The 18962-nt window shown below is 70.9% G+C and carries 21 protein-coding genes and 1 pseudogene; 7 read left to right on the plus strand and 15 right to left on the minus strand.

Annotated elements, in window-relative coordinates:
* Positions 1 to 224: 224 nt before the first annotated feature.
* The 5 genes from ABWI04_RS21520 to ABWI04_RS21540 all read right to left on the minus strand — a co-directional run bounded on the left by ABWI04_RS21520 (position 225) and on the right by ABWI04_RS21540 (position 4071).
* On the minus strand, positions 225 to 782 hold the full coding sequence (locus ABWI04_RS21520) for a dihydrofolate reductase family protein (RefSeq protein ID WP_353833555.1): 558 nt from the start codon (positions 780 to 782) through the stop codon (positions 225 to 227).
* 444 nt (positions 783 to 1226) lie between these two features.
* On the minus strand, positions 1227 to 1877 hold the full coding sequence (locus ABWI04_RS21525) for an SAM-dependent methyltransferase (RefSeq protein WP_353833574.1): 651 nt from the start codon (positions 1875 to 1877) through the stop codon (positions 1227 to 1229).
* Complete coding sequence (locus ABWI04_RS21530) at positions 1796 to 2167, minus strand: SAM-dependent methyltransferase (protein WP_353833556.1); 372 nt, start codon at positions 2165 to 2167, stop codon at positions 1796 to 1798. The genes ABWI04_RS21525 and ABWI04_RS21530 overlap by 82 nt, the downstream gene beginning before the upstream one ends.
* A gap of 389 nt (positions 2168 to 2556) precedes the next feature.
* Positions 2557 to 3312, minus strand: a complete 756-nt coding sequence (locus tag ABWI04_RS21535; protein ID WP_353833557.1) for a nuclear transport factor 2 family protein — start codon at positions 3310 to 3312, stop codon at positions 2557 to 2559.
* Between the two features lie 294 nt (positions 3313 to 3606).
* Positions 3607 to 4071 carry an SDR family NAD(P)-dependent oxidoreductase gene (locus tag ABWI04_RS21540; RefSeq protein WP_353833558.1) on the minus strand — a complete coding sequence of 155 codons (465 nt, stop codon included), beginning with the start codon at positions 4069 to 4071 and terminating at the stop codon, positions 3607 to 3609.
* Positions 4072 to 4292: 221 nt separating this feature from the next.
* Here ABWI04_RS21540 and ABWI04_RS21545 point away from each other — a divergent pair, with 221 nt between their 5' ends.
* Positions 4293 to 4535: a hypothetical protein gene (locus tag ABWI04_RS21545; protein WP_353833559.1), complete on the plus strand. Its 243-nt coding sequence runs from the start codon at positions 4293 to 4295 to the stop codon at positions 4533 to 4535.
* A 114-nt stretch (positions 4536 to 4649) separates the two neighbouring features.
* Here ABWI04_RS21545 and ABWI04_RS21550 read toward each other — a convergent pair whose 3' ends face one another.
* The 6 genes from ABWI04_RS21550 to ABWI04_RS21575 all read right to left on the minus strand — a co-directional run bounded on the left by ABWI04_RS21550 (position 4650) and on the right by ABWI04_RS21575 (position 10169).
* A complete protein-coding gene (locus ABWI04_RS21550; RefSeq protein WP_353833560.1) occupies positions 4650 to 5591 on the minus strand; it encodes an RNA polymerase sigma-70 factor in 942 nt (313 codons plus the stop codon).
* A gap of 156 nt (positions 5592 to 5747) precedes the next feature.
* Positions 5748 to 6842 (minus strand): ferritin-like domain-containing protein, encoded by a 1095-nt coding sequence (locus ABWI04_RS21555; RefSeq protein WP_353833561.1) that lies wholly within the window; start codon positions 6840 to 6842, stop codon positions 5748 to 5750.
* Between the two features lie 38 nt (positions 6843 to 6880).
* Positions 6881 to 7909, minus strand: coding sequence for a class I SAM-dependent methyltransferase (locus tag ABWI04_RS21560; protein WP_353833563.1), 1029 nt, complete (start codon positions 7907 to 7909; stop codon positions 6881 to 6883).
* A gap of 71 nt (positions 7910 to 7980) precedes the next feature.
* A complete protein-coding gene (locus ABWI04_RS21565) occupies positions 7981 to 8418 on the minus strand; it encodes a cupin domain-containing protein (protein WP_353833564.1) in 438 nt (145 codons plus the stop codon).
* Positions 8419 to 8454: 36 nt separating this feature from the next.
* Complete coding sequence (locus ABWI04_RS21570; protein ID WP_353833565.1) at positions 8455 to 9213, minus strand: SDR family oxidoreductase; 759 nt, start codon at positions 9211 to 9213, stop codon at positions 8455 to 8457.
* Positions 9214 to 9590: 377 nt separating this feature from the next.
* Positions 9591 to 10169 (minus strand): TetR/AcrR family transcriptional regulator, encoded by a 579-nt coding sequence (locus tag ABWI04_RS21575; RefSeq protein ID WP_353833566.1) that lies wholly within the window; start codon positions 10167 to 10169, stop codon positions 9591 to 9593.
* A 113-nt stretch (positions 10170 to 10282) separates the two neighbouring features.
* Between ABWI04_RS21575 and ABWI04_RS21580 the strand changes: the two genes are divergently transcribed.
* The gene (locus ABWI04_RS21580; protein WP_353833567.1) at positions 10283 to 11362 is read left to right on the plus strand and encodes a Gfo/Idh/MocA family protein; all 1080 of its coding nucleotides are present in this window, start codon (positions 10283 to 10285) and stop codon (positions 11360 to 11362) included.
* A 120-nt stretch (positions 11363 to 11482) separates the two neighbouring features.
* Here ABWI04_RS21580 and ABWI04_RS21585 read toward each other — a convergent pair whose 3' ends face one another.
* Together ABWI04_RS21585 and ABWI04_RS21590 are read right to left on the minus strand one after the other, a co-directional pair.
* Positions 11483 to 12259, minus strand: coding sequence for a recombinase family protein (locus ABWI04_RS21585; RefSeq protein WP_353833568.1), 777 nt, complete (start codon positions 12257 to 12259; stop codon positions 11483 to 11485).
* 12 nt (positions 12260 to 12271) lie between these two features.
* A complete protein-coding gene (locus ABWI04_RS21590) occupies positions 12272 to 12736 on the minus strand; it encodes an SbtR family transcriptional regulator (protein ID WP_353833569.1) in 465 nt (154 codons plus the stop codon).
* Between ABWI04_RS21590 and ABWI04_RS21595 the strand changes: the two are divergent.
* Positions 12679 to 12813: pseudogene (locus ABWI04_RS21595) on the plus strand (glycosyltransferase family 2 protein); the annotation flags it as partial. The gene ABWI04_RS21590 and the pseudogene ABWI04_RS21595 sit on opposite strands and share 58 nt — an antisense overlap.
* Before the next feature lie 670 nt (positions 12814 to 13483).
* Positions 13484 to 13867, plus strand: coding sequence for a peptidase inhibitor family I36 protein (locus ABWI04_RS21600; RefSeq protein WP_345181903.1), 384 nt, complete (start codon positions 13484 to 13486; stop codon positions 13865 to 13867).
* A gap of 371 nt (positions 13868 to 14238) precedes the next feature.
* Here the strand turns inward: ABWI04_RS21600 and ABWI04_RS21605 are convergent, their stop codons facing one another.
* Positions 14239 to 14418, minus strand: coding sequence for a hypothetical protein (locus ABWI04_RS21605; RefSeq protein ID WP_353833570.1), 180 nt, complete (start codon positions 14416 to 14418; stop codon positions 14239 to 14241).
* Positions 14419 to 14687: 269 nt separating this feature from the next.
* A complete protein-coding gene (locus tag ABWI04_RS21610) occupies positions 14688 to 15938 on the minus strand; it encodes a hypothetical protein (RefSeq protein WP_353833571.1) in 1251 nt (416 codons plus the stop codon).
* Positions 15939 to 16456: 518 nt separating this feature from the next.
* On the opposite strand from ABWI04_RS21610, the gene ABWI04_RS21615 reads away from it, so the two are divergent.
* The 3 genes from ABWI04_RS21615 to ABWI04_RS21625 all read left to right on the plus strand — a co-directional run bounded on the left by ABWI04_RS21615 (position 16457) and on the right by ABWI04_RS21625 (position 18758).
* Positions 16457 to 16891: a carboxylesterase family protein gene (locus ABWI04_RS21615; RefSeq protein ID WP_353833575.1), complete on the plus strand. Its 435-nt coding sequence runs from the start codon at positions 16457 to 16459 to the stop codon at positions 16889 to 16891.
* A gap of 458 nt (positions 16892 to 17349) precedes the next feature.
* The gene (locus ABWI04_RS21620; protein WP_353833572.1) at positions 17350 to 17511 is read left to right on the plus strand and encodes a hypothetical protein; all 162 of its coding nucleotides are present in this window, start codon (positions 17350 to 17352) and stop codon (positions 17509 to 17511) included.
* Between the two features lie 224 nt (positions 17512 to 17735).
* A complete protein-coding gene (locus ABWI04_RS21625; RefSeq protein WP_353833573.1) occupies positions 17736 to 18758 on the plus strand; it encodes a tyrosine-type recombinase/integrase in 1023 nt (340 codons plus the stop codon).
* The last annotated feature ends 204 nt before the right edge of the window (positions 18759 to 18962 follow it).

Here is an 18962-nt window from a genome sequence, read left to right on the forward strand (position 1 = left end):
TCACCGAGCCTTCACCATTGCCAACGAGCCACCCCACCACGATGTCCGCCGACCGAATGCTCTGACCGCAGGAACTACAGCAATCGAGCAGACCGCGGTTGCGCAGCGACCGCGCATGCCGGCGCGATGGCGCTGTTTGTGGACCGAACCCGGTCACGGACCAAGAACAGAGTTCTCGTTGAGAATCTCCGGCGCCACCGCATCCGCGCGCCGCTTGCCGGGTTTTACTGGTCGGCTGGCGTGTACACCAGTTCGAGGATTCCGGACGGGAATGCGGTGCTGTTGACCAAGCACAGCTTTACGGCCTGATCCAACTCGGGGAACAGTGGGGCGCCCTTGCCGGTGACGGCGGGCAGCACCCACAGCCGATACTCGTCGACGACGCCGAGCTTGATCAGGGAGTGCATGAACCCGGTGCCGCCTGCGGCGACGAGGTCCTTGCCGGGCTCGGCCTTGAGCTTGGCGATCTCTTCCGCCGTGTCCCCGCCGGCGATCCGGGTCTCGGGCCAGTCGTCGGCGGTTTCGAGGGTGCGGGAGAACACGACCTTGGGGATCTCGTTCATCGCCTTGGCGGACGGGTGGTCGGAGTTGGGCCAGAATCCGGCCATGATCTCGTAGGTGTTCCGGCCCATGAGGAAGGCCCCAGCCTCCCACAGCCGGTCGACGAAATACTTCTCCTGCTCAGGGTCGTCGATGCTCATCATGACATCACGGATTCCGTTGTCCCCGTCGGCGCTCTTGCCGTCCAGCGAGACGTAGAAACCCAGAATCAACTTCCGCATCCGATGCCTCCATGTGTTCCTCCCCGCGCCAGGACGGACCCTACGCGGGCCAAATCAGCTCGTGCTCAGTGGTCGACCACTCGCACGTAAGACTGACGGTTCGCCCAGACTCATCGCACTCCGCACCATCGACACACCCAGGGCAGTAAGTCATGTGCCGTCCTGCTCTTCGTCGTGTGGCTGTGGCCAGGCTAAAGAAGCGCGAAGCCCTGGGGCATCAGCCGCGTGACGGGCCTTGCGGATGCGACTTCAGGCTGAAGGACGGTCCGGACGATACCGAGGTCGTAGACCATCATCACGGAGTGAACGCGGTCGCACCCGCCGGGCTCGCACGGGACTACCGATGAAGGACTCCACGCGGCCTGGCCGGCATCCTCGCGGGTGCGCGGAGCCGGTCATGCGGTACCGGAGGGTTGCAGCGGCTCATCGAGTTGCTACTGGACGTCATCGACTCGCGCGCGGCGGAGGCTGGCAGTGCGAGCTGGCGAAGGTGCACGCGGCTGTAGCGAACGCGCCGTCCCCCGTCCGCCTGAAGACTGCTGGCTGACGACGCGCGCGCTGCGCAAGCGGGTGGTGTGGACTACTGCTGTACGAGACCGCCGCCAGTGCCGAAGCCCGCTGGCTGGTCTGGGTGGGGGCCCGATTCCCCAGCCCAGGAACGTGAGGACCCGGCCCCTCCGTCTTGGCAGGACGGATACATCCGACAACTGACGGGCCATGGGAGGGGTTGGGCCGCCATCGGGAGCAGGACACCACTCCGCGTTCCAGGAGGTCGGCTCCGCTGAACAGTTCCTGGATCTGCTCGGGCGAGCGGGCACGGATGGGAGTGCCGCCGCGGTCCATGACCTCCTGGACGGCGCGGCGCATCGCTTGGCCGTCGAGTGCGTCGGTGGTGGCGTCGCAGGTGTGGGAGATGACCAGGTAACTGCCAGGTGCCAGGCCCGCCAGCAGGTCGGCGACCAGTTGGCGGGCCTGGTGGTCGTCGACGATGTGGTTGAGGACTCCCAGCAGCATCAGCGCGACCGGCTGGTCGAAGTCCAGGGTGGCGGCGGCGCCGGCCAGGACGGCGCGGGTGTCGCGGATGTCGGCCTGGATGTAGTCGCAGACCCCCTGCCGGGGGTGCTGGTCAACAGGGCGCGGGCGTGGGTGAGGACCAGCGGGCCGTTGTCGACGTAGCCGATCCGGGACTCGGGCGCGGCGCGCTGGGCGACTTCGTGTGTGTTGTCGACGGTCGGCAGCCCGGTTCCCAGGTCCAGGTATTGCCGGATGCCCTGGGAAGCCAGAAAACGCACTGCCCGGCCCAGGAACGCGCGGTCCTGCCGGGCCGAGGGCGCGACCGACGTCGAGGTGCACGACACGGTCCTCATCGCCGCCGCGTTCTGCATGTTCAACCGCTACGTGGACGGCCTGGGCAACGACCCTGCCCGACGACCCCGCGGAATACGCGGCGTCCGCCGACGCGATCGTCACCGGCGGATACCTGGCCATACTCGGCCGCCCGGAGGCGCGCGCCGAAAGGTGAGTCGGCCATTGCGCCGGTGAGCACCTGGGAGGAGCCACCCGCGCCCTCACACCGCCCCTTCCGGCGACGAATCGGCCAGCGGTCGGAGCCCGCGATCTGACCCCCAGATGACCGCCGCCGAGCAGGCACCGGCGGCGGTCAACCTGGTCAACTGCGGGGGTGGGTCGCCTTTCCGGCACCAGCCCGTGCGGCCCGCCATCGCGGTCCGCGTGCCTACGTGAAGGTCAGGTCACGTCTGGCCAGGCCCGCAGATCAGGGACGATGCCGGCCTTCCAGCTTGGCGGGGTTCAGCACGATCCAGACCGCGATGACCTCGTCGCCCGCCGTGCTCACGATGACCACCGCCACCCTCCGCCCTTCGCGGCGCAGGACGAGGCCGGTGCGGCCGTTGACGGACCCGACGGTCACGGCGGTACGGGGGCTGCCCGACAGCAGAGCCGTGATGAACCGGGCCACGGCGTCCGCGCCGTGGGTGGGATGGACCGCGGCGCGCAGCTTGCCGCCGCCGTCGCTGACCACGATCGCGTCGGCGGCGAGGACGGCCATCAGCGCGGCCGTGTCCCCGGCGCCGCAAGCCGCCGCGAACCGTCGCGCGATCCGATCATGCCTCCGCAGCATCGCACGGTCGGGGACGTCCCGTACGGGCCGCGCCCAGCCCTCGGCGAGGTCGGGCGTGCTGGACGGGGCCGGACGGCGACCATCGACGGAGGCATCCCGGTCCTCGGCCGTGGAACCGAAGGAGGTCGAGGCAGTGGGGAGGGCCGCGGCGTTGGAGGCGATCAGTTCCAGGTAGATGCCTCCCGCCACCCGCGTCAGCCAGGCCCGTGGCAACGCGATGGCGGCGCGTTCGCCGTCGTCGAGGACGTACCAGCGACGGTAGGTCTCCTGGACGATCTCCTCGGCCGCGGCGGCGGAGCCGAACATCCAGGTGGCGATGTCCACCAGGTGCCGCCGCTCGTCGAGCATCTCCGCGAGCGAGGCGAGGGCGCCGGAGTCCGGCCCGGTCATGGCCGACCGTCGTCAACGCCGCGGCCGCTCTCAGCACCGCGGCGGGACGAGGGCTCCGGGGAGCGGGAGGCGTCCTTGGGCCGTTCCCCGGTGGGGGAGCGGTCCGCGTGACCGCCGGGCGTCCGGATCGTGGGCATGTCGTCCTCACCTCTTCACCGTTGCCGGCTAAGACCGGACGGCTCACCGATTCGTGACCCCTTCGGCTGACACCGGCGGCATCGCGGATGGAGGCGCCCACCGCCCCAGGTCCTTGGTGCGGCACCCAGGGCCCGGGCCCGTTCTGAGATCGCTCACCTACCTGGTCTGGTCGGTCGGCCGGACGAGAATCTCGTTGACGGCGACGTGTTCGGGCTGGGTGACCGCGTACACGACGGCGTTGGCGATGTCCTCGGGCTGCAGGGTGCGCATGGCGGCTGCCATGTCCCGGGCGAGGGCCCGCATCGTGGGTTCCGTGTTGTGGTTGATCAGTTCGGTCGCGACGAAATCGGGTTCGACGACCACCACGCGAACGCCCTGAGCCGTGACCTCCTGCCGCAGCGCCTCGGAGAAGGCGGTGGCCGACTCCTGGTCGGTCACGTTCAGATCGAGGGGCAGGATCTCGCCCGGCGCCTTGCGCGCGAGAGACTCCAGCCGATCCGCGCGCCTGGCTCCGGCGGCGACGCGGGCCCCCTCCGCCGAGAAGGCCAGCGCTGTTGCCTCGCCGATGCCCGAGGACGCTCCAGTGACGAGGACGACCCTGCCGTTGAACTCGCGGTGCACTTTCAGCCTTCCCGTAGGTTCGCGGCGACCGCCGGAGCACAGACCCACCGCGCCCCGGGCGCCGCCCGGTCGCCAGCTAAGACAGGCGAGCCGTCCGGGCTGTGACAGCCCCATTGAAAGTGCGTGCTCACCCTCGTCGGCGCGGAGCCTGTCACGGATCAGGGGGCTGTCCGGTCTATCCAGGGGACCGATGCCGCCATTCCATGCAAGGAGAGCAAGACGTGCCATTCTCAACTGAGGGCGACGAGCTCAGCTTCGAGCAGGACATTAAGCCCCTGTTCCGGACGAAGGACCGCGCCGCGATGCTGACCCGATTCGACCTGTTCGATCATGCTGACGTCTCCGAGCACGCCGACGCCATCATCGGTTCCCTGCTGAGTGGGCGAATGCCGTGCGACGGCGCATGGCCCGAGGCGGACCTGGAGAAGCTCCAGCGGTGGATCGACATCGGCAAACCGGCTTGAGGGACGGCAGCCCGACGGGGCCTCCGCCCATGACCGGCAGCGGCAGGTTGTGGGCGGACGGCCCCGCCCGGCCTTGGTGCGGCCATCCAACGGGGTGGCGGGTCGCGCGGGCGGTCAGGTGACGACCGTCGCTGCGGTGATCTTGGCGGGGTTCATCATCCACAGCACCTGGCCGATGCCCTGGTCGGTGCCGTCGACGGTGAGGACGGTGAAGGTTTGGCCGTCGCGCTGGAGCAGGGCGGCCCACTGGCCGTTAACGATGGCCCACTCCACGTCGACCCCGTCCCAGAAGTGGTTCGCGAACGCCCGGACGTACTTGGCGACACGGACCCCGCCCACCACGGGGAAACGGGACGCCCGGACGGCACCGCCGCCGTCGGAGTAGCTGACCGCGTCCGCGGCGAGGAGCTCCTCCAGAGCGGCCATGTCGCCGGCGCGGGCAGCGGCGACGAAAGCGGTCAGCAGCCTGCGCTGCTCGGCGCCGGTCACCGGTGCCCGCCGCTCGGACCGCAGGTGCTTGCGGGCCCTGCTGACCAGCTGCCGGACCGCCGCCTCCCCGGCCTGGAGGATCTCGGCGATCTGCGGATAGGGATAGTCGAACGCCTCCCGTAGGACATAGGCGGCGCGTTCGGTGGGCGACAGCCGTTCCAGGAGCATCAGGACCGCGAAACTGAGCGCTTCGCCGCGTTCGGCTCCCAGGTACGGATCGGAGCCGGTGTCGACGGGTTCGGGCAGCCAGGGACCGATGTAGCTCTCCCTGCGGACCCGGGCGGACTGCAGGACGTTGATCGCCAGCCGGGTGGTGGTCGTCGCCAGGAACGCGGCGGGATCGGCCACGGCGGCGCGGTCGTAGGTCTGCCACCGCAGCCAGACGTCCTGCACCAGGTCCTCGGCCTCGGTGACGCTGCCCAGCATCCGGTAGGCGATCCCGAACAGCCGTCGCCGCACCTCGGCGAAGACCGCCGCGGCGTGGTCGAGATCGCCCGCCGCCGCCGGAACGGCGGCGGCCGGACCGTCCGCCGCCGCCGGGTCGCCGCCCGGTCCGCCGTCCGCCACCAAGATCGCCCCCGTTCGGATCGCCGGCCTGTGCGGTCTCACCTGCCCTCGGACAGCTCAGACAAGGCAGGCCTCACTTCTGTGACAGTAACCGCTACCAGTCCGAGACGGCGGAGCGCCTCCAAGAGGAGACCGCGCGCGGGGTGCGTTGATGCGTTACGGCTCGTCGCCGGCGCTCCCACCGCGCTCATCCGGCGGGACGTACTCGAACGTGGGGCCGGCCGTGGTGCCGTCGCCGTCGGGCGTGCGCATCAGCGCCTGGGCCTGCGCCTTGAGCCTGTACATGGTGGTGACTGCGACCCCGAGCAGCTGCGGGCAGCCGTTGAACGCCTGCTCCAGCAGGTGCAGGAGAGTGCAGTACGTCCGGTTGAACTCCTCCTGGGCCGCGCGGATCGCGCTGCCCGGGGGATGGTCGGCGATCTTGGGGTTGGGCCGCATCGGCAGGACGCCGGAGAAGTCCACGCCGACCGGCTCGCCGGTGGGCCCGGACCGCGGGGTGTCGCCGCGGCGGTAGCGGCGGCCGACTCTGAGCTCCTGGAAGCGGTAGTAGTGGGCGACCTCGTCCCGGCCGGGGTGGTGGACGTCGGGATCGCCGTCCCAGACCGCGCCGCGGGACGTGCCCTCGCCCTCCTCGACGATCTCCTCCAGCGCGGCCAGCGCCGAGGCCAGATCGGTGACCGCGATCATCTGTCCGGCGGTGTGCTGGAAGTGCCCGGCGTGGACCTGGCGGGACGGGTCGCCCGAGAAGACCTCCGCCTCGCCGAGCCGGTCGCACAGGCCGCTCAGCCCGGCCTCGATCGCCTCGTAGAACTGCCCGATCGTCTCGTAGCCGTCGCCTTCGGCGGGGGCGCCGGGCGGCGCCGGCCGCTCAAGGCGGAGGAACATGTCGAGCGCCGCATCGCCGAACGGGAGCAGCGACAGCTCCAGCGAGGGGTCGCCGTGCGGCAGCCGCCGGGGGTGCGGCGGCAGCAGCTCCGGCGCGTCCAGCCGCGGGCTCCCGCCGACGGCGTTGAGCAGGTTCGCCGCCAGCACCAGGTGCAGCATCTCCTCGATGAAGACGCCCGCCACCGCCTCCGCGCCCTCGGGGTTGCGTTCCGGGTCGAGCGAGTAGAGCGCGCACAGGTACGGCGGCAGGGTCGCGTGCTCCAGCTCGATCGCCCACTGCAGGTGCTCGCGGAGATCGTCGAGCGTGGCGATTCCGGTCGACGGGACGGGAACGGGGGCATGCTGCCGCCCGAGTGGGTGGTTCATGAGTGTCTCGCTTCGGATGTCGTGAGGTGGGGCAGGGGTCAGGCGCCTTCGCCGGGGCCGTGCCCCCAGGACCGGAAACCGGACTCCAGTTCCTCGGCCGCGCCGAGCAGGTTGCGGAGCTCGACCTCCTCCGCCTCGGCCTCGGCTGGGTCGAACAGCCACTCGGAGACCGGCTGCGCCGCGGCCCGCGCCGGGTCGCTCGCCTTGGCCAGCTCCAGTTCGGCCTCGACCTCCGCCTCGAACTCGATCTCGAACTCGTCGCCGGTCGGGGTGCTCATCGGTCCTCCATGCGCGGATCGTTCGGATGGCCGCCCGGCCGGACGCCTGGTCGCGTGGACCAGCCGCACGGAGATCTGCCCGGAGGCGAACAGGCGGGTGAAGGTCTCGCTCTGGCGGACGGCCAGAGCGTGGGCGCGGTCGGCTCGGTGCCGGCCCGCGACGGCGGCGGCGACCCGCTCGACGCGTCGCGTCCACGACAGCGGCGCGTCGCCGGGCCGATCGGTCTGCTCGACCACCTCGAAGCCCGCGGCGTCGAGCAGACCGGCGAGCGCCCGCCGGGTCGGGAAGAGGTTGCCCTCCGGGCCCGGGACCCTGGGGTCCCGGGCGACGATGACCAGGAGCCCCAGCGGCGCACCGGGCGGCAGCACCCGGTGGATCTCACGGAGGACCGCGGCCTTGTCCCGGACGGTGTCCAGCACCCCCAGACACCAGGCGGCGTCGACCGCCCCGGCCCGCAGCGGGATCCGGGCGCCGTCCGCCGTGACGACCGGCAGCCCGAACAGCCGGGCCGCGGCGCGGCACGCGGCCGGCATCGGCTCCAGCAGGATCGGCCGGACGCCGAACCGCTCCGCCGCCCAGGCCGCCGGGCCGCCGACGCCGGCGCCCACGTCCAGCAGAACCGATCCGGGCTTCAGCTCGCACGCCTCCGCCAGCCAGGCCAACGCCGTCGGGTTCGCACTGCCGCGACACGCGGCCGGGATCGCGTACCGCTCCCCGAGCCGCTCGACGGCGTCGGCGGTCCACCCGGCGACGTCATCGAACTCGGCGACCATCGCCGATGCGGTCATGAGGAGTCTCCCAAGTACGGATCGGACGCGGCGGTTCTCCGACGGCCCGACGACAGGCATCTCGCGGATGGTCAGGAATCTTCGGAGAACCGCAGGTGTGCGCGTTCGGCGAGCTCGGTCTCGTCCACGAGGGTCAGCATCGGCTTGCCGGGCTCGCAGAACATGGTGACGACGAACCGGACCGGCATGTCGTCGCGGTTGTTGCCGTCCTGGTAGTGGATGACGTCGCCGCCGGGCTCCCAGAAAGCCTCACCGGCCGGGACGGGCCGGGGCGCCTGCCCTTCGAGCTCCATCAGCATCTCGCCCTCCAGCACGTAGCCGAACGCCGGGCCGGGATGCCGGTGCGGCGGCGCGCCGGGGTCGCCGGGCGGGTACTCGATGACCACGGTCATGGCGTGCGCGCCGGCCGGGATGAAGGGCGACTCGACCTCCTGGACGGTGGTGAGCGCGGTCTGCCACGCGGTCGATCTGGGCTTCGGCTCGGCGGCGGTGGCGTCAGGGCCGGGCATGGTGGTGCCTCCTAGTCTCGTCGGTGCGGACGGGGGTCACTTGACGGGGTTCGCGGCCAGCCAGTCGACGTACGTGAGCTCGCCGAGGGTCGCGGCGCCCTCGTCCGGAACGAGGTCGCGCTCGTGCATCTCGGCGCCGAAGTAGTGCGCGTGCGGGTCGGTGACGACCTCGCGCGGGTCGCCCCACGCGGCCAGCGCCTTGCGGAAGAACTCGTCCATCCGCGACACCTCGGGGCCGGCGATCTGGAGGCGGCCGTTCAGCGGCGCGCCCGCCGCGGTCCGCGCGACCGTCCGGGACACCTCCTCGCCCGCGATGGGCTGGAACAGCACCGGCGGCATCGGGACCGTGTCGCCGCCGGCGGCGGCCTCGTCGGCGATCCGGCGGCCGAACTCGAAGAACTGCGTCGCGTGGATCAGCGAGAACGGGATCGGCGACTCCTCGATCAGCTTCTCCTGCGCGACCTTCGCCCGGAAGTAGCCGATGTCGGGCCGCCGGTCGGTGTTCACGATCGTCAGCGCGACGTGGTGGCCCACCCCCGCCTTCTTCTCCGCCTCAAGCAGGTTGCCGGTCGAGGTCGTGAAGAAGTTCAGCACCGCCGCGTCCTCGAAGGACGGCGAGTTGGACACGTCGATGACCACGGACGCGCCCTCCAGCACCTCGGCCAGTCCCTCGCCCGTGAGCGTGTCCACGCCCGTGTTCGGCGCGGCCGGCACCGCCTCGTGCCCGTGCTGGCGGAGCATCTCCACGGCCTTCGAACCGATCAGGCCGGTGCCGCCGATAACCACGATCTTCATGAGTGCCCTCCTGTCCGCCGGGCCGTCGGTCACAGCCCGGTCGACAGCTAAGACAGGGCACTCACCCGGGCTGTGACAGCTCCCGCGAAGATTTCCGGAGCCCGCCCGACGCGGCCGTCACAAGCCCGGTCCCTCGCTCGCCTCCGCAGCCGGACGAGCCCATGCGACGACGGAAGCGAGACCGTGCCACGAGCAGGCGCCGCATGCCGTATCCGGATAACCGCGCGGTCGACGAGCCGCACCGCAGGCACGCCCCGTCTGGGCTCGTCCCGTTCCTACAGGTCTTCCCCTTGTCGTCGACGCGCCGGCCGGTGCGGGTGACGAACAGGTGAGCGGAGCGGGGCCTCGAGACGTGGAGCGGCGGCGTCTGAGGGCTCTCAGTCCAACAGGGCGCGCAGCGCCAGGTCGCCGATCTGCTGTAGCTCGTCGTGGCTGCGACCGGCTGCCGCCTGGACGGCGATGCCGTCGGAGATCGTGTGGACGAGGGCGGCCAGGGTGGCCGGTTCGTAATGGGAGGGCAGGTCGGCGGCCTGCTCCAGCCGCCTGCGCAGCGCCGCCTCACCGGCTTTGCGTGCCGCGACGGCGTCCTGGCGTACGGTGTGCGCCTCCGGGCCGCGGGCGTGCACGCTGTTGACGCACAGGCAGCCGTGGGGCGTGTGCTCGCCCGCGGTCAGTTTCACCGCCCCGCGGATCAGCCGCTCGACGACCTCGCGGCCGGTGGGAGCGTCCAGCGCGTCGGCGGTGTAGGCGCCGGGGCCGGTGAGGTAGCGGGCCAGGACCTTGGCGAACAGTTCCTCCTTGTTGCCGAAGGCGGCATAGAGGCTGGGCTTGTTGATGCCCATCGCGGCGGTCAGGTCGGTCAGCGAGGTGCCCTCGTAGCCATGCCGCCAGAACACCTCCAGCGCGCGGTCAAGTGCGGCGTCTGCGTCGAACGAGCGTGGGCGTCCGCCGGGCATGCCGTCCTCCCTACTCCTACCCAGTTCTATACCTTTCGGTACGTTACCTCTTGCGTGAGAGCGTCGCACTGTTCTAGTTTCATACCGCAAGGTACATAACTGAGGAGTGACGCATGATCCGAGTCGGAGTTGTCGGGGCCAGCGGTTGGGCGGACGGCTCGCACCTACCCGCACTGGCCGCGCTTGAGGAGTTCGAGGTGACCGCGGTCGCGACCACCAATCAGGCCAGCGCGGACCGGGCGGCCGCCGCCCATGGCGTGCGGCACGCCTTCGCCGACGCGGGCGAGCTCGCCGAGCACCCCGAGGTCGACCTGGTCGTCGTCTCGGTGAAGGCGTCCGGGCATGCCGCCGTGATCAGGGCCGCGCTCAAGGCCGGCAAGCACGTCGTGTCCGAGTGGCCGTTGGGTGTCGACGCCGACGAAGCGAGCGAGCTGACCGAGGCCGCCACTGCCGCAGGCGTTATCCATGCGGTCGTCCTCCAGGGGCACCACTCGCCGAGCGTGCGCTTCGCCGCCGACCTGTTGGCCGAAGGCCGGATCGGCACGCTCGAATCGGTCGCACTGGTGGCCGAGGGCGCACCCTGGGGTGGCAGTCAAATCTGGCCGAACCTGGTGTTCGGCCTCGACCCCTCAGAGGGAACCAACATCCTGACCATCATGGCCGGCCACTTCCTGGCCACACTCGAACGGGTCGCGGGACCGCTGGCCGAGGTCTCGGCACGGCTGCCCCGCACGCACGACCGCGTGCGGGTCGCCGGGACGGAACAGACCGCGCCCAACTTCACGCCCAGCCACGTGCTGCTACACGGACTGCTGACCAGCGGCGCCACCGCCTCCGTCGCCATTCACGGCGGCAACGGACCCATCCAAGACGCGTTCGCGCTCAAACTCGTCGGCAGCGACGCAACACTGACCGCCACTCCGGACCAGCGCGAGACGTACATCCACTGGAACGACTGGAACATCAGGATCGGGGACGACGTACTCGCGGTGCCCGACACCTATCGCACTGTCCCCGCCGGCATCCGGTCCGGCCCGCCGGCCAACATCGCGGCCCTCTACCAGGAAGTCGCCCGGGCCATCGAAGAAGACCGGCAGCCACACCCCAATTTCGAGACAGCCCTGCGGCACCACCGGCTCCTCGCCGCCATCGAACGGTCCGCAGCCGATGGAACCGCCCAGGAAATCTCCTAACTCACTCGGCACTAGCAACGGCGGCTGGGCGCTGATGCCCGATCCCGACGGCGCGGAGTTTTTCGTAGGGGCGGGACCGGAATACGCCAGAAACCTGCCGTGGTCTCTCGTAGATGCCGGTCAGGTGTGGGCTTGTAGGGCGGTGAAGTCGGCGCGGGCTTGTTCCACCGTCTCGGGGTGGCGCTGGCGCTTGTCGTGTTCGGCCAGCGCTCGGTAGATGCTGGCAGGGCTCGGGCTTTGCCCTTTGCGTTTGCCGGTGGGGATGATCAGGTCTGACCGAATGTCTTCGACGGATTCGCCGCGGAAGCGGCGGCGGAGCACGGTGTGCAGCATGTCCTCTTCGGCCATCGCGGCGAAGAACGCGAACAGAACCCGGCCGGTGCCGGATGGGTCGTAGGTCCCGGTCAGTGGGCCGGCGAGCATTTCCAGGGCGATGCCGTGTGCGGTGAGGTGGTCGGCGAGTGCGGTCAGTTCGGCGGAGTCGCGGCCGAGCCGCTTCATCTCGTACACGGTGAGGATGACCCGGCAGTGTGGGGCGCGCGCCTTGATCTGCCGGCACGCTTCCAGGGCGTTTTCGAACTCGGGGCGGATCCGCACGCGGGTGGAGACTTTCTCGGCGAAGACCTTCTCGCGCGCGTTCCCGGCACCAACCGCGTGAGAACGAATTCTGAGACGAGATCCGCCCCGCGTTGCGCTCTGTCGGCCTGCTGAGCGGGCGCTTCTCAGAATTCGACCATTTGTGAGAGCCGCGGCGCGTACCGAAAGTTGCGCCTGAATACGCTTGTCCTTGTGCAGGGTGGGGTCGTGGGACGAGCCTCCCTCCAGGAGGGTTGAGTCGCACCGTTGGTATCCGTCGAGATCCGGGGGCACGGGCGAGATCTGCACCGCGCGTGTCACTACTGCATCTAATTAGTGCCGATGCGCGTCGCCGGTCACCACTCCCTCCAGCATCAGCTGTAGGAGCCGGACGCTCGCGTCCCTGCCCGGCGTCGAGTTCTCGCGCACCCAACCGGCCGCAGTCAGGAGATCGAACAGTTCGTCGGGCGTGAGGTCGGCTCGCACTCGGCCCGCGTCCTGAGCGGCGCGTAGTAGATCGGTGCCGCAACGGTGCATCGCCGTACACGCCACGTGCGACGGGGTGCCCTCGTCGTACATCGCCTCGGTGAGGATGCCGACCAGGCCACGGAAGGTGCTGATGTGGACCACGGCACTGCGCATCCAGTGGGTGAGGGCATCCAGCGGATCCCTCGCGTCGGCGAGCGTGCGGGCCTCGGCGATGAGCGCATCGAGGCCGTCCCTGGTGGCGGCCTCGACGAGTGCGGCTGTCGCGCGACGGGATCCGCCGCGCCGCCGGCTGGGAGGCCACCGCGCCACTGAACGGGCAGCACTGCCTGACCCGCGCCGCGTTCGACGCCGCGCTCCCGCTCGCCGCGGGTTTCGGGGTGGAGACCGCAAGTCATTCCCGAGAAGAGGGACCGGGCCGCCAGCCGGAAGAAGAAGGCCCGCAGGCGACCGGCCCGTCAACCCCGTCACGGTGGTGGACGGCCTGCCCCAAGGGTTCGAGGCAAGAGGCGGGTCAGCGGTCGAAGACGTTCCCGGCGAGCTCGGCGAGGACGCGGTTCTCGGCCTGGGTGGGGGGCCGCTCGACCAGCGAGGCGATGCGGCGCCGGGACCCGCTCGTCACAGCTCACGGGCCTATGACCTGGCTTTATAGCGTCACCGTCGACATGGGGGCGGCGTGCCATCGCTCGCGCCGCAGCGGCAGGGCCGAGAAGCTCGCACAGCCCTGACCGGCGAGAACTTCTTGATCCTTTGTGGCTCACTATTGACAGTGCAGTGTGTCGTGTCTCAAAATCCACAGCAGTCGCAACCGAAATCCCCCTTCTCGCTCAGCGTGAATCCGTTCCTCCGCCTGCCCCGTCACGGCATGGACCAGCCCCGACAGACCGGTTGCCGCCCCGCCGGGCAGGGACCACGAACGGACTCATCACCTCTGGTCGGACAACGCCCACCAATCCATTTGTGATCTAGCAGTTCGTGTCGACACGTACGCGATGTCCCCGAGCAAGACCCGGCCCGATCCGATTCCACGAACAACCACGCCCGAAAGAAGGAAAACCCATGCGCATGCGCAGCATGGCCGCGGTAGGAGTGCTCGCCGGCGCTCTTACGGTCGGCGTCACCGGAACCGCCCAAGCAGCAGCCCAGAACGGCGTCTGCGAACCCGGCGAAGTCTGCTTCTTCTGGGGGAGCAACCTGTGGGGATCCCTGTCGGACTTCTCCGCCCCGGTCGGCGACTTCGCGCCCTACAGATTCATCTCGCCCGCTCCCGGCCAGGGACAAGGGGTCAAGAACAACGCCGCTTCCGTGTGGAACAGAACCGGCCTGAACGTGCACGTCTGCTACAGCGAGTGGTACAACGGCTCGTGCGACTGGGTCGGATACCAGAGCTGGCGCAACCTGAACTACACGTTGAACGACAACGCATCGTTCCGTTTCGTCTAGGAATCATGCGGCCCGCTGACGTCCGGCGTCTCCGGGCCGCTCAGACGAACAAGCAGAACGCGCACCAGGGGACGACGGCCCGGAACACGACAACCAGCCCCACCCCAAGCCTCGGCGGTCCAACCACAGAACGATCATGCCGACCACGGCGAGCGGGACGCCGAAGCTGCCCAGAGTCAGCCAGAACGCGGCCATGGCCGAGCTCATGCCGGCGATTCCCTCCTCCGGCCGCCACAGCCGACCAGTGAACCACGAGTCGGCATGGCGTCCCGCCGTCAGTAGCAGCCCGCCGAGTGTGTGCCCGGCACCCAGCAGGATGAGAAGCGGACCTGCCCTCCTGATCATGTGCGTCTCCCTGAGATATGGAACTCTCAGGCCCAGGGCATGGCCGTGTAGATCAGCGGTACGGCGATCGCGACATACGTGGCGTAGACGCCCCAGCGGGCTGCGTCCCCTGCGGGCGAGTCACCGCAGTGCGCGCACCGCCGGTCCGCCGTACGGCGATGGGCCAGCGCGGCCGCCCCCCACAGCAGCCCGCCGGTCACGTACACGAGCTGATTGGCCGCCGGCCACGTGCAGCAAACCGGGTTCCCGCCGGCCAGCTATCCGCTGGCCACGTCCAGCAGGCGCGGCTCACCGCAGGGCCGGCAGCGCAGGTCCGGGCAGGGCACCTCCGGTACTCCGGCCGTCCCGGTCAGCGCGCCGAGCGGCGGGTCGGTGGGAGGCGGGTCGGTGGGAGGCGGGGACGATCCGGGGTAGAGGAGAGGGCCATCGCGGGCCTCCGATTGTCTCTGTGCGGGCTTACGGGGGGAGGCAGCCATCATCGGCCGTCGGGCGCCGCGCGCGCGGCCTGTTCGGCGGCGTGTTCTGCGGTCTGGGCGCGTTGCTCGGCGGCGGCCGCGCGTTCGCGCTGCGTGCGGGCCTCGGCGCGCGCTTCCTCCAGTTGGCGCCGCACCTCGTTCATCGCCGCGTCGGCGGCCGCGCGGGCGGCCTGCAGGTCGGCGCGGGCCTGCGCGGCGTCCTGTAGCGCGGCGTCGGCCGCCGCGGCGGCTTCCTCGGCCGCGCGCTCGTTGCGCGCGGCGCTCTCCTGCGCGGTCCGCCCTTGCCGCTGGGCGTCGGTGAGCTGGTCGCGGGTCTCGGCGAGGGCCGCTTCGGCGGTATCGGCGCGGTCGGCGGTGGCGGCGTGCCGCGCCTGCTCCTCGGCGAGCTGGGCGCGTGCGGCCTGCAGTTCCTCCAGCAGTCGCGCGGTCTCCTGGTGCGCCGCGTCCAACTGCGCGGCGGTCTCGGCACACTCCCGCCCGGCCTCGACGGCCTGCTGCTGGGCCTCGACAGCCTGCTGCTGGGCGACCTCGCGCAGGTGCCGTTCCGCGGCGGTCTCCTCCTCGGCTGCCTGCTGGGCGCGCTGGGCCTGCCCCTGCTGTCGCCACGCCCGCTCGGCGTCGGCTCGCGCGTCGGCGACCTGCTCGCGCGCGTCGCGGCGCGCGGCGGCGACCTTCTCATCCCGGTCAGCGCGCGCCTCCTTCGCCGCGGCGTCGGCCTCGTCGGCGCGGGCCTCGGCGAGAGCGGCGCGGGTCCCGGCCTCGTCGGTAGCGCGGCGCGCGGCCTGCGCCTCGCGACGCGCTTCCTCTGCGTCGTTGGTCGCGTCGGCAACCGCGCCGTTCAGCAGCGCGGTCAGCGCGCCGGCGTGCTCACCGAGTTGGGCGACCAGCGGGGCCAGTAGCGCGGCTTCGGCGCGCAGCGTGCGCGCGGGCCCGAGCTCGGCGGTCTCCTGGCGGCGCACCTGCCTGCCGTTGTCGTTGCGGTGCTTGGTGCTGCAGAACCGGGCGTCTCGGCGGGCGCCGCGCGGGATCGGGCGGCCGCATTGCTCGCACGGGCGGCGGCCTGCCGCTTCGGTGCGGGCGGTGCGCTCGGAGACCGCCGCGGCGGACAGGTCGTCGCCGTCGACCGGGCCGTCCAGGAGCGGCTCGTCCAAGAGCGGCTCGGTGGGAGCGTCAGCGAGCGCGGCGGGCGGATCGAGCGGCTCGGGGCTGCCAGCTGCAGCGCGCTCGCGATCAGCATGATCGTTTGTCATTCCCGCAGACTATCAGGCGATCCGATCCGATTAGGATCCGATCTCTTTCAGATCGGATCGGGTAGTGCCTCACTCGAACGACATCACACAATGCTGATTGTGCGGAACGGCGCGCTGCGAGGCCCTGCTGTGTAATCGCGACGACTGTCCCGGCTCACCGGACCTGATGCGGGCTCGTCGCCTCTAATGCGGCTGGGCGGCTATCTGATGTCGGCGGCGGGTGCCGGGCCACCACGGCTGCCCGCGCTACGGTCGGCCGGTGTGGGCACATGCAGCATTGGTGAAGCGGCCAGTGTGGCCACACGCCCGAACGGGACCGACCCGGCGAGCCCGACTCGACGCCGCATGGGTGCGTACGGTGTTCGCCGGGGGCGCGGCGGCGGTACTGGCCGCGGTCTCGGCCGCCGGGCCGCCCAGGCGGTTCCGCCGCTCGGCCAGATGCCTGGGGGACCGGTGGTCGCCACCGCCGCTGGGCCGGTGACCGGCACCCTCGAGCAGGGCCTGTCGGTTTCAAAGGCATCCCGTACGCGGCGCCGCCGGTCGGCCCCCGGCGGTTCCTGCCGCCCGCCCCACCGGCCACATGGACCCAACCGCGCGACGCCACCCTATTCGGGTCGGCGTGCGTCCAGGAGCCCGACGACCACGAGATGGCCAAGGGCACCCCGACCTCCGAGGACTGCCTGACCCTGAATGTGTGGACGCCCTCCACCCGGGGCGACAAGCCCGTGATCGTGTTCGTCCACGGCGGCGGCTTCACCTCCGGCTCTGCCCGCGACCCCTGGTACAACGGCGCCACCCTCGCCCGCCGCGACGCCGTGGTGATCACCATCCAGTACCGGGCCGGGCCGTTCGGCTGGCTGGATGTGTCCTCGCTCGGCAGTGCTTACGCCCAGAGCATGAACAACGGGCTGCTGGACCAGATGGCCGCTCTACGCGGGGCGTCCTCGCCCTGACCGGCCTGCTCACCGGCGCCGTCCTCGGAGCCCGGCGGCTGTTGCGCCGACACACAGCCCGCAGACCCTGCCCCAGGCCGCCATGCCGAGACCGAGGTGGGTGTCCATTCACGGCTAAGAAGTTCCGGGTTGGCTGCGGGAGCCGCCCGGCCAAGGGTGAGGTGCATCCTCTAGGAGTCGGTTGCCGGATAACTCGTTGGTATCCGGCAAGATGCTGCCTGCGGGTGCGGGCCGGATTGGTCTCGGCACGCCGCCGCCTGCCGCTTTCAACCAAGGGGGACCCGGATGACTTGGCCCCGTCGTGCCACGATCGGCGACCGGAGCGCTGGCTACGCCGCCGCGGTGGTCGTGTCGCTGACACCCGAGTTCCCCGACTTTGCCGATGAATACGTCGGCGACGTCGTGCGCGAGGCCGTGATGGCGCACCCCCCGAACCCGATCCCGCCTTCGAGGTCATCATGGACGCGGCCGCCGTGGCGAACTGGCGGCTGCGTGCCCGCGCCGCCGAGCAGCGGCGCCGCGTCCGGGTGGCGTGCTACCGCCTCGCGTCGACAGCGGCCGACGACGCCCGCGAGACCCGGCTCAACCAGCTCCTCGGCGCCGTGACGGTCACCCGATGACCCGGTCCAACGAGGTCGACGGCGGGCGGACGCTGGAGCCCACCGCGATCCACCCGCCCGGTTTCACGCCACCTGGCACGCCCGAACCGGGCGCTGGATCGGGTCCCGGTCCGAGTTCTTCGCCGCCGTCCACGCCGGATCGCCGACACCACGCGGGTACGCCGCCGCCGGCACCGGGGGCCAGGCCCCGGCAGGCGCCCGCACCGGCGCCGAGACTGATCACGGTGGGGGACATCCCCGGCTTGTCGCCGCGGCGTCGCCGCGGTGAGGGGGAGGTCCCGGCGGCGAACGTCGACCTGGTCGACCGGCTGTCCCGGCCGCCTGCCGGGCAGGAGTGGCCGACCGTCGCGGCGTGGCTTCAGTCCCGCAACACCGTCGCCACCCGCCGCGGCTACCTGCACTGCCTGGCGGCGTTCCTGCGGTGGCTGGAGATCGCGGTACCCGGCGCCGGGCTGTGGGAGGTCACCGAGGACGTCCTGGTCGCCTACAAGGACCAGATCCTCACCGGCACCGGTCATGCCGCGCAGTTGCTGAAGGGCGGGCGCCCGCTCGGCGCGGCCACCGCCGCACAGCGCATCTCGGCGCTGCGGTCGCTGTACGCCTACGCGTTGCGCCGGCACGTCATCGACTACGACCCGGCTGTGTTCGTCGACCCGCCGGAGACTCCCAGGATCGGGATGACGCCCGCGTTGGCCGAGCACGAGGCCTCCGACCTGATGGACGGCGCCGAGGCGATCGCCGGAGACCGCCCCTTGGACGCCGCCGCGGTCGCGCTGCTGTTGAACATCGGGCTGCGCACGGGGGAACTCGAGGCCATGCCGGTGTCTGCGTTCACCTGGGACGGGGGGCATTTCGTCGCCCGGTTCCGTGTCAAAGGAGGAAGGGTCCTCCCGGTGCCGGTCGTGCCTCGGGTGCGGCTGCTGGTCGAGCCGCTCCTGCACGGCCGCGCCGACCACGAGTTCCTGTTGCAGCACCCCGACGGGCGGCCGTGGAACCGGGGCCGAGTCACCACCGCGCTGCGCCGCGCCGCCCGCGCCGTCGACCTGCGCCCCGGGCAGCTGACCCCGCACGTACTCCGCGCGACCGTCGTCACCCTGCTCAGCGCCGCCGGTGTCCCCCCGAACAAGATCCAGGAGTTGACCGGGCACGCGTCCCTGGCCACCCTTCAGCGCTACGACCACGCCGGGGTCCAGATGGACGGGCACGCCGCCTACCTGGCCAGCGGCCTGCTGTCCCGCCGCCGATGACGTCTGGTTCACGATTCGCCGTCACGAGGCTCATTTCTCGATCGGGACGAGGTTGCCGTCGGGGCCGTAGGTGTAGCGCGTGCGGGTGTGGGTGCGCATGAACTCCTGAATGTCGGCTTGAGTGATCGGGTTGGTGACAGGGGTCGGGAATCCCAGCAGGCGGATGGCTTGAGCGTCGATGTCGGTGTCTCGACGGCGGCCTTC

Source organism: Actinomadura sp. NPDC000929, from assembly GCF_040492065.1.
Classification (GTDB): Bacteria; Actinomycetota; Actinomycetes; order Streptosporangiales; family Streptosporangiaceae; genus Spirillospora; species Spirillospora verrucosospora.